Origin of the sequence: Streptomyces sp. NPDC049577 (assembly GCF_040675635.1) — a bacterium.
Lineage (GTDB): Bacteria > Actinomycetota > Actinomycetes > Streptomycetales > Streptomycetaceae > Streptomyces.
This window is the reverse complement of sequence record NZ_JBFAPH010000267.1, coordinates 1-8,485: the sequence shown is the minus strand read 5'-3', so window position 1 is coordinate 8,485 and position 8,485 is coordinate 1. Positions and strand designations below refer to the sequence as shown.

At 69.0% G+C, this 8,485-nt stretch carries 9 protein-coding genes and 2 pseudogenes; 3 read left to right on the top strand and 8 right to left on the bottom strand.

Going from position 1 to position 8,485, the window contains the following annotated elements:
* Together AB0K09_RS24795 and AB0K09_RS24790 are read right to left on the bottom strand one after the other, a co-directional pair.
* A partial coding sequence (locus AB0K09_RS24795; RefSeq protein ID WP_366067579.1) for a hypothetical protein occupies positions 1 to 413 on the bottom strand: 413 nt, incomplete at its 3' end.
* A gap of 538 nt (positions 414 to 951) precedes the next feature.
* Positions 952 to 1,581 (bottom strand): annotated as a pseudogene (locus AB0K09_RS24790) (SAM-dependent methyltransferase); the annotation flags it as partial.
* A 227-nt stretch (positions 1,582 to 1,808) separates the two neighbouring features.
* Between AB0K09_RS24790 and AB0K09_RS24785 the strand changes: the two are divergent.
* Positions 1,809 to 1,964, top strand: coding sequence for a hypothetical protein (locus AB0K09_RS24785; protein WP_366067578.1), 156 nt, complete (start codon positions 1,809 to 1,811; stop codon positions 1,962 to 1,964).
* A 119-nt stretch (positions 1,965 to 2,083) separates the two neighbouring features.
* Positions 2,084 to 2,944 carry an NAD(P)-dependent oxidoreductase gene (locus AB0K09_RS24780; protein ID WP_366067576.1) on the top strand — a complete coding sequence of 287 codons (861 nt, stop codon included), beginning with the start codon at positions 2,084 to 2,086 and terminating at the stop codon, positions 2,942 to 2,944.
* Positions 2,945 to 3,131: 187 nt separating this feature from the next.
* Here AB0K09_RS24780 and AB0K09_RS24775 read toward each other — a convergent pair whose 3' ends face one another.
* From AB0K09_RS24775 to AB0K09_RS24755, 5 genes and pseudogenes are all read right to left on the bottom strand, one after another.
* Positions 3,132 to 3,920 carry an isocitrate lyase/phosphoenolpyruvate mutase family protein gene (locus AB0K09_RS24775; RefSeq protein ID WP_366067575.1) on the bottom strand — a complete coding sequence of 263 codons (789 nt, stop codon included), beginning with the start codon at positions 3,918 to 3,920 and terminating at the stop codon, positions 3,132 to 3,134.
* Positions 3,921 to 4,044: 124 nt separating this feature from the next.
* Complete coding sequence (locus AB0K09_RS24770) at positions 4,045 to 4,782, bottom strand: aldo/keto reductase (protein WP_366067582.1); 738 nt, start codon at positions 4,780 to 4,782, stop codon at positions 4,045 to 4,047.
* A gap of 56 nt (positions 4,783 to 4,838) precedes the next feature.
* On the bottom strand, positions 4,839 to 6,116 hold the full coding sequence (locus tag AB0K09_RS24765; protein ID WP_366067581.1) for a pitrilysin family protein: 1,278 nt from the start codon (positions 6,114 to 6,116) through the stop codon (positions 4,839 to 4,841).
* A gap of 123 nt (positions 6,117 to 6,239) precedes the next feature.
* A pseudogene (locus tag AB0K09_RS24760) lies at positions 6,240 to 6,995 on the bottom strand (caspase family protein); the annotation flags it as partial.
* Positions 6,988 to 7,326 (bottom strand): hypothetical protein, encoded by a 339-nt coding sequence (locus AB0K09_RS24755; protein ID WP_366067574.1) that lies wholly within the window; start codon positions 7,324 to 7,326, stop codon positions 6,988 to 6,990. The gene AB0K09_RS24755 and the pseudogene AB0K09_RS24760, both read right to left, overlap by 8 nt.
* A 326-nt stretch (positions 7,327 to 7,652) precedes the next feature.
* On the opposite strand from AB0K09_RS24755, the gene AB0K09_RS24750 reads away from it, so the two are divergent.
* A complete protein-coding gene (locus tag AB0K09_RS24750) occupies positions 7,653 to 8,063 on the top strand; it encodes a hypothetical protein (protein WP_366067573.1) in 411 nt (136 codons plus the stop codon).
* Positions 8,064 to 8,094: 31 nt separating this feature from the next.
* Here the strand turns inward: AB0K09_RS24750 and AB0K09_RS24745 are convergent, their stop codons facing one another.
* On the bottom strand, positions 8,095 to 8,265 hold the full coding sequence (locus AB0K09_RS24745) for an NUDIX domain-containing protein (RefSeq protein ID WP_366067580.1): 171 nt from the start codon (positions 8,263 to 8,265) through the stop codon (positions 8,095 to 8,097).
* Positions 8,266 to 8,485 lie beyond the last annotated feature (220 nt).

The window sequence follows — 8,485 nt, the reverse complement described above, 5'->3', positions numbered from 1 at the left end:
AACGCGATCCATTCTTGCTCGGGGCAGAACGCGGCCAGCCAGCTCTGTGCCTTGTCCCGGCCCGCCCCCGCCATCAGATCCGGCGCGGCGAGGAGGGTGACGCCGACGCTCTTTCCCTTGAGCTCGGGGATCGACCGTGCATAGACGTCCGGCGAGTGCTCCACTACCGGAACCAGCCAGCATGGACCACCGCCATTGGCGAAATAACCCGCCAGTACATGCCGGACCACCGGGTCATATCCATCCAGGCCGGAAACTCCGCCAATCTGGCGCGGGGTTGTCTCCTGTTCGTGCGCGCAGACAAACGCGGTTACCGCAGTGGGTACTTGTTTCACCGAGCAGGTGGTGGAAATTGTCTCTCGGATCCGGATTCCCGGCACTTCCCACTTGCTGTCCAAGCCTGATTGGCCCATGTCTGTCTCCTGTACCAAATGGGACACCGACGTGGAGAGCGCCGCCAGGTCGGCACCTTTCCTGGTGCCGGCGCATGGGGCGGTAAATCTGTACCGGGACAGACGAGTTGCACTGTTTCACTGCTGTGCAAAGCCTTGTCGTGCACCACTTGGCCGTCATCACCGCTCGGGGACCGAATGAGAGAGGTTCACCCAGGAAGCAGCATGTTTGACCAGGGGGTGAGCGTCAACCGACGCCAAATGAATTCAGACACAATGCGACCTGGCGGGATTGATTTTCGATTCTCGTGAGTGTGCTCCAGGTTTGATTGCTCGTTGAACTTCTCCTGATTCCGGCGGTGACGGCTGCTACGTCAACCTCGTTTGTCGTCCTGGTCGATGGCCCATTCGCCGGGCGGCCGTTTCCGGTCAGGACACGATCGCGCCAGCGCGGGGGGAAGTCGATCGGAGCAAGCTGGCCGCATGCGGCATACCCGGCGAGCGTGAGGTCGTCGGTCATCCGGGCCCCGGCCCGGCCGGCCGGCCGGGAGGCGTTCTGCCGGCGGACCGCCGAGATCAGTTGGCCGGGCTGTTCCTCGCGCTGCGGCTGGGTGCTGATCGGGCGGCCGTAGGTGGAAGCGAGCTCGCGCAGGGTGTGGCTGTCGGCCTCCCAGCCGTGCCCGGCCAGCCGGCCCACTGGGTCGTCGGGCATCTCCGGGATCCACAGGGACGCCGCCGATCCCGGCGCGGCGTGTGCGCCGAAGCGCTCGATCACGCCGCGCGAGCCCCATATCAGCCCCATCCGACTGCCTGCTGCCGACTGCGTTCTGATCCGGGCCGGCAGTAGCTCCACCGCCTCCTCGGGCAGATAGATCAGTAGTCCTTCGGCGATCCAGGTGGTCGGCATGGTCGGGTCGTGCTCTGAGGCGGCCGGCGCGCCTGGCCAGTCCTCATGCAGATCCACCGCGACGGTGATCCGCTCGCAGCGCGCGACGGCCCGCTCCTGGCGCAGCACCGAAGCCTTGAAGTCGAGTGGCGCGGTGGTGTCGACCTCGAACAGCCGGGTGCTTTGGGGCCGGTCCATCCGGAAGGCCCGGCTGTCCATGCCGGCGCCGAGTAGCACGACCTGCCGGACTCCGGACGCGGAGGCCTGCTGCAACAGGTCGTCGAGGAACTTCGTCCTGATGACGGCGCACCGACTGGATCACATGCGCCGGGGGAGTTCGACAGCATCCTCTTCGCCGCGGACGGTAAGTCCCTCTACACCCAAGGGCGCACGATTCGTCGATGGGACATTACCGATCCCACGCAACCACACAAGGTGGACAAGCCCTTCGCAAGCAACCTCAGCTCCGCCCCGGTCATATCCGCCGACGGACTGCTGGTGACCGGCCATGCTGGCGGCACCGCACAGCTATGGGACACCTACAACCACAGATCGCATCCGACCGCGACCCCCGCACCCTGGCGCGCTACCTGCTCAACGCGATGTACGGACTGCGGGTGCTCGGCAAGACCGCCGACCGGAGCGCTATGTCCGGCATCGTCGACACGGTCCTGAACTCCCTGTAGACGGGTGGTGGGCGGCGGCCAACGACCGGCGATCCGCTCGCCGGTCGCCTTTTTCACCCACATTCTGGAACGTTCATTCAATAAAAGTCTCCCGGCGCGATGAGATGAGGAGAGAGCACATGAAGACGGTGGCCGTTCTCGGCACGGGGATCATCGGTGCACCCGTGGCCCGCAACCTCCGCGAAGCCTTCGCCGTACGCGTATGGAACAGGACCCGCACCAAGGCGGACGCCCTCGCCGCGTCCGGCGGCATCGAGGTGTACGAATCGGCGGCGGACGCCGTCGCCGGTGCCGACGTCGTCGTCACCGTCCTCAAGGACGGCCCGGCCGTGCTCGAAGCGATGACGGCCGCCGCGCCCCGGCTCGCGCCAGGCACGGTGTGGGTCCAGCTGAGCACCGTCGGCGTCACCGCCGTCGAGGAACTCGCCCGCTTCGCCGGGCGGCACGGGCTGGTCTTCTACGACGCGCCCGTGCAGGGCACCCGGCAGCCGGCCGAGAACGGCACGCTCGTGATCCTCGCCTCCGGCCCGGAGGGCCCGGAGGGCGGACGCGACGACGCGCAGCAGGTGTTCGACGCCATCGGCAGCAGGACCGTCTGGGTGTCCACCGAGGCCGGCGCGGCCAGCCGGCTCAAGCTCGCGCTGAACAGCCTGGTCCTCGCCCTCACCCACGGCACCGCCGAGAGCCTCTCGCTCGCCCGCGCCCTGGGCGTCGACCCCCGGCTGGTCGTCGACGTGGTGACGGGCGGCCCCCTGGACAGCGGCTTCTTCCAGGCCAAGGCGGCCGCCATCCTCGCCGGCGACTACACCACCGCCTTCTCCGTCGACAACTCGGTCAAGGGCACGCGCCTGGTGCTGGAGGCCGCCCAGCAGGCCGGCGTCACGGCCGACACCGCCGCCGCGGGACTGAAGAGGTTCCAGCGGGCCGTCGACCAGGGACACGGCGCAAAGGACATGGCCGCGAGCCACCTGGCCGGCTGAACCCGGACCGGGACCGCCGGCTGCACCGGGCTGTGGCGCGAGCGCTCGATCTCGTCCAGCAGGGCGAGGGCCGGATCGATCACCATCAGCCGGCCCGGCTCCGGCCCGGCAGCGCTCAGCACTTGGTGCTGCGCGACGTTCTCCTGGAACGCGCTCGGCCTGCGAACAGGGCTGAAGCGAGCGGTGGTCAGCGGCGGCCCGGGCCGCCCAGGCGGTCCTCGTAGTCCAGGAGCCGCTGCTGGGCGTCGCGGTAGGAGGTCGCGGCCGGGACCGGCTTCCCGTCCCGTACGGCCTCGGCGACGGCGACGGCCGTGTCGACCGCCGCGCGGTACGGCAGCGAACCGGTGCTGACCCGCCGTACGCCGAGCCGGCCCAGCTCGGCGAGCGGGACGCCGGGGACGGCGAGGACGTTCACCGGCACCGGGAGCTGCGAGGTGAACGCGCGTACATGGTCGGGGTCGGTGGCGCCGGGGACGAAGATGCCGTCGGCGCCGGCCGCCACGTAGGCGCGGGCCCGGGCGAGGGTGGCGTCGACGGTGGCGTTCTCGCCCAGCCAGTAGGTGTCCACCCGCGCGTTGACGAACAGACCGGGCGCCCGCCGCTTGATCGCGGCCACCTTGGCGGCGTGCACGTCGGCGGGCACCAGGCGGTCGGCGGCGCTGTCCTCGATGTTGACGCCGTCCGCCCCGAGGTCCGCGGCGTAGGCCGCCACCTCCTCGGGATCCTCGTCGTACCCGTCCTCGATGTCGGCGGACACGTACACGGGCAGCGCGCGCAACCGCGCGACGAGGGCACGGGTGGCCTCCCGCGTCGCGTGCCGGCCGTCCGGGCTGCCGGCCGCGGCCGCGATCCCGAAACTGGTGGTCCCGACCGCGGGGAAACCGGCCTCGACGAGAGCGAGGGCCGACCCGACGTCCCATGCGTTGGGCAGCAGGAACGGTACGTCACCGGTGGAGTGGAGTTGATGGAACGACACGTCGACATACTTGCGGGCGAGCCGCGCCGACACAAGCGGGGCAGGAGTGGTGCCGAAGGACGTCCTCGCCGGGCAGGGCGTGCCCGCAGCAGCCGGGCCCCCGGATCCCCGCGGCCCGGAACCGTCACCAGGCGTACGCCTCGGGGGCCGGGCCCCCGGGTCCCGGGAAGATCTCGTCCAGGCGGGCCAGCTCGTCCGCGCCGAGCCGGATGTCGAGGGCTTGCACGGCGTGTTCCAGGTGGCCGACGGTGCGGGGGCCGGTGATCGGTCCCGTCACCCCGTCCTGGTGCAGCAGCCAGGCGAGACCGACGTGGGCCGGGTGGCGCCCCAGGTCGTCGCAGAACGCCTCGTATGCCTCGAGGCGCGTGCGGTTGGCGGCGAGGCGGCGGGCGGTGATCTCGGAACCGGAGCCGCGGCCGCCGGTGGTCCGGCGCAGAGCACCACCCAGAATGCCGCCGTACAGCGGTGACCAGGGAATGAACCCCAGCCCGTAGTCGCGGGCCGCGGGGAGCACCTCGAGTTCGGCGGTGCGCTCGGCCAGGTTGTACAGGGACTGCTCGCTGACCAGGCCGAGCGACGAACGGCGCCGGGCGGCCTCGTTGGCCTGGGCGATGTGCCAGCCCGCGAAGTTCGACGAGCCGACGTAGAGCACCTTGCCCTGGCTGACGAGGGTGTCCATGGCCTGCCAGAACTCGTCCCACGGCATGTGCCGGTCGATGTGGTGGGCCTGGTAGAGGTCGATGCGGTCCGTGCCGAGCCGACGCAGTGAGTCCTCCACCTGTCGGCGGATGTGGAGAGCGGAGAGTCCGCTGGTGTTCGGGCCTAGGCCCATCGGTTCGTAGACCTTGGTGGCGAGCACGATGTCGTCCCGTCGCCACTCGGCGGGGCAATACGGACATCAACTCACGTACCACGTTCTCAGGAGTCCCAGTACGGCTCGTAGGTGAGCACTGCGCGGTTAGTCCGGACCAGATAGCGCGCGGCGACGGCTCGCACTTCCTCGGGCGTGATGGTGAGTACGTTACCGAGCGCGCTCCAGACGAGCTGGGGGTCACCGAAGAGTACGGCGAAGCGGCACAGTTCGTCGGCCCGGCCGGCGACGGTCGCCAGCCGGTCGAGCCACTCGCGTTCCAATTGAGCCTGGGCGCGCTCCAGTTCTTCGGGGGTGGGGCCGTCGGTGGCGAAGCGGACCAGTTCGTCGTCCACAGCGGCCTCGAGAGCGTCGTTCGAGGCGCGGTCGGAGGCCTTGACATCCAGCCAGCCGAGGCAGGGCGCGCCACTCAGCCGGAGGAGACCGAATCCGGCCGTGACGGCGATGCGATCCCGTCGTACGAGGCGGTTGTACAGACGTGAGGACTCACCGCCGCCGAGAATGGACAGGGCCAGATCTGCGGCGTCGCACGCACGCTTGCCGTCACGGGGAAGGCGGTAGGCGGCCATGACGGCGCGAGAGGGTACGGAGTCCTCGACGGCCTCGCGTAGCTCCCTGCCGATGAGGTCGGGCAGCGAACCGTCCCGCTGGGTCGGTCTGCGCCCGGCCGACGGGATGGAGCCGAAGTACTTCTCGATCCAGGCAAGCGTCTGCTCGGCGTCGATGTCACCGACCACGCAGAGCACGGCGTTGTCGGGCGTGTAGTACGTCTGGAAGTAGGCGCGGACCTGTTCCAGCGTGACGGCGTTGCGGTCGGCATCCGAGCCGATGGGGGTGTGGTGGTAAGGATGCCCCTCCGGGTAGACCATGGCGGTCAGCTTCTCGAAGCCTGTGCCGTACGGGACGTTGTCGTAGCGCTGCCGGCGCTCGTTCATGCAGACGTCGCGCGCCCAGCCCATTTCAGTGTCACCGATGGCGACCAGCAGCGAGCCCATGCGATCGGCCTCCAGCCAGAGCGCCAGCTCCAGTTGATGGGCGGGCATGGTCTCGAAGAAGTTCGCACGCTCGAAACTGGTGGTGGCGTTCAGGGTGCCGCCGGCGCCCTGAACGAGTTCGAAGTGACCGTTCGCCGCCACCGACGCGGAGCCGTAGAACATCAGCTTGCAGAACATGTGGGTCAGACCGGTCTGCCCCCGACCCTCATGCCTCGATCCGACGTCGTACCAGATGTTCACGGCCGCGACCGGCGTGCTGTGGTCTTCGGAGAGCACTACCCGCAGGCCGTTGGCGAGGCGGTGTTCGGTGATGTTCACACTGGCGACGATCCGCTCCTGCGCGGCGCGGGCCGCGCTCTGTGCCGCGGTCGCGCTCCTGAGGAAGTTCAACTCCTTTCGTAAGCGCACTAGTTCGTCATCAGCATCCGGGATCGTCTCGGGCGGAGCGACGTTGTGGGCGAACACAAAGTCGCGGGCCGAGTCGACGCTGCGTTTCTGGGGGGCAGGCCGGCCGTCGCGGACGAGGTTGTCGTGTAGCTGGCTGAACAGCGGGTGGAGCCGCAGACCGGCGGGCTGGCCGGGGATCCCGGTCTCGACCAGGTCGGCGAGGTACTTGGTGAAGTAGGTCTGGGGTTCCGTGAGTTCCGGATCGGTCTCGAACCAGGCCGTGGTGTCGGCGCTGCTGGCGGTCATGGTGTAGGCGCCGGTCCGGGCGGCCAGCTCCAGCAGCACTTCGCCGTCCGCCCCGGCGAGGGCGTGTTCCCGGACGGTTGCAATGCCCGAGAAGCAGCAGTCCAGCATAACCACCTTGGTGGCGGCCTCGCAGTGCTGCAAGGCCCGGCGCACGTCGGAGAACTCCAGGCTGGTGGTGGCCCGGCGGTGCCAGGTGTCTCGGGAGCCGACGAGGCCCAGGCACAGCTGGTCCTCGTTGTCGAGTTGACCGTGCCCGACGTAGTAGAAAAGAGCGACGTCCGTGGCGTCCTCGAACAGGTCGAGCAGCCGATCCGGCAGATCGCCGGGGCCACGCTCGTTGGATATCACGGTCACCCGGCCCTCCGGCCACCCGCACTGGGGGCCGGTGAGCAGCCGGTGCATCCGGTCGAGGCTGTGTCGTGCCGCGGGGACCCGGGTGAGGTGCTCGTAGTCCCACGTGCCGATCAGTACGGCCCGGGAGCGGGAGTGGTCGAACAGCGGCGGCCGGTTACTCATCGAGGAGCCGCTCCAGGATCGGCATGACCTCCTCGACGTTGCGGGCGTCGACGGTCAGCTTCTTCCCGCGCACCGTTACAGTGACGGACAGATCGCTGCGCCTGGCCCGCAGGAACTGCGGCAAAATCCTGATCACGGTGACCAGGCCGGTGCTGGTGGCCAGCACGGTCAGCGCGTCGAGCGCGCCCTGCTCTCCGGGACCGGGAGTGCCGGGTACCCGGCGGACATCCACGCCTGGGATCGCGGCCAAGTCCAGCCAAGTCCGCAGGGAGTTCAGCTCACCCTGCCGCGAAACAGCCAGCTCCACGCTGCTCTGATGGTCGGCGTCCATGGTGTGTCCCACACCCTCCGTACACGAACTGCCTGAGACTTGGCTCCGGAGTCGATCACTATGCGGAAGCTGTTGTCAAATGCTAGTGGCCTTCGGTGAGTTGGTCCCGTGCGCGCTACATGCGGATGCAGGCCCCGCCGGCAGCCGGTGCGACCCTGGTAGAGGAGCGCATTTGACGATCTCCAGCATCTCGCACCGGCCCTGATGACTGCTGACTGAGGGATGCGTGGCCTTCCCCGCTAGATCACCGGCTCGATCGGCGCCCACTGCCCGTCGGACGGTCGATCTTGCAGGGGGGCGGTCTCACGCAGGAACGCTCGCTGGAGGTGCTGAGCGACCTTGACCAGGGCGACCGGGCGCGGATCGGACCTGAGGTCGCGGCAGCGGCGCGTTCCGTGGAGATCCGGTCCAGCTGGAGCCGCCACATCGTAGGGCTCTTCAACTTCTTCCCGATGCTGAGCCTGGGGTGTTTCATCTTCTACACCCTCGCCGTCGGCTTGGTGATCGTGAGCTGGATCGGTGACGGTGCAACCGGGACGAGCTGGCCCGTCGTCTTGTTTGCCTCGCTCCTGCTTGTTCTGGCCGTTGCTGTGGTGCACGCGGCCGCCCGCTGGTTCTTCGGCCTGGCCGGCAGGTTCAGGAGATCCGGCTCCCGGCCGGACGAGGTGTGGTCGAAGCCTTCGTTCCGCAGACCCATAAGCCAGGAGCAGAGGCGGAGGTCGTCTTCGGAGACGTGACGGTGCGGCTGGCCGGCGAGCTGGTGACCTGCTACCTGTTCGCGTTCTGGCCGTCCTGCTCGGGCAAGGGCCCGAGCCGTTCGCTGACGTGCACGACGGGGCCGGTCTCCACGATGACCGAGGTCTCCTCGTTGGTCTCACGGACAGCCGCTTCAGCGAGCGTCTCGCCGTGCTCGCGCCGCCCGCGCCTGGCAGACTCCAGGTGTCCCGATTCAGCAGACCCCGGTTCACCCGTTCGGACGACCCCCGACAGACGCTAGACGGCCTGGACCGCGGCTGCCGGGCCGCCGTCCTCGCGCGGCCTGACGCGCCCGGCTATGGCGGTGCCACACGTTGTGGCATCGTCCACAGCGAAGACCGCCGCCAAGGCCGAGGGGGACGATCCCCGCGCCGCGCCGCTGCTGACGGCTTGTCTGGACGAC

Excerpts from the sequence above, each read along its gene's own strand:
- AB0K09_RS24785 (WP_366067578.1), top strand. The coding sequence starts at position 1,809 with ATGGGACACCTACAACCACAGATCGCATCCGACCGCGACCCCCGCACC.
- AB0K09_RS24780 (WP_366067576.1), top strand. The coding sequence starts at position 2,084 with ATGAAGACGGTGGCCGTTCTCGGCACGGGGATCATCGGTGCACCCGTG.
- AB0K09_RS24755 (WP_366067574.1), bottom strand. The coding sequence starts at position 7,326 with ATGGACGCCGACCATCAGAGCAGCGTGGAGCTGGCTGTTTCGCGGCAG.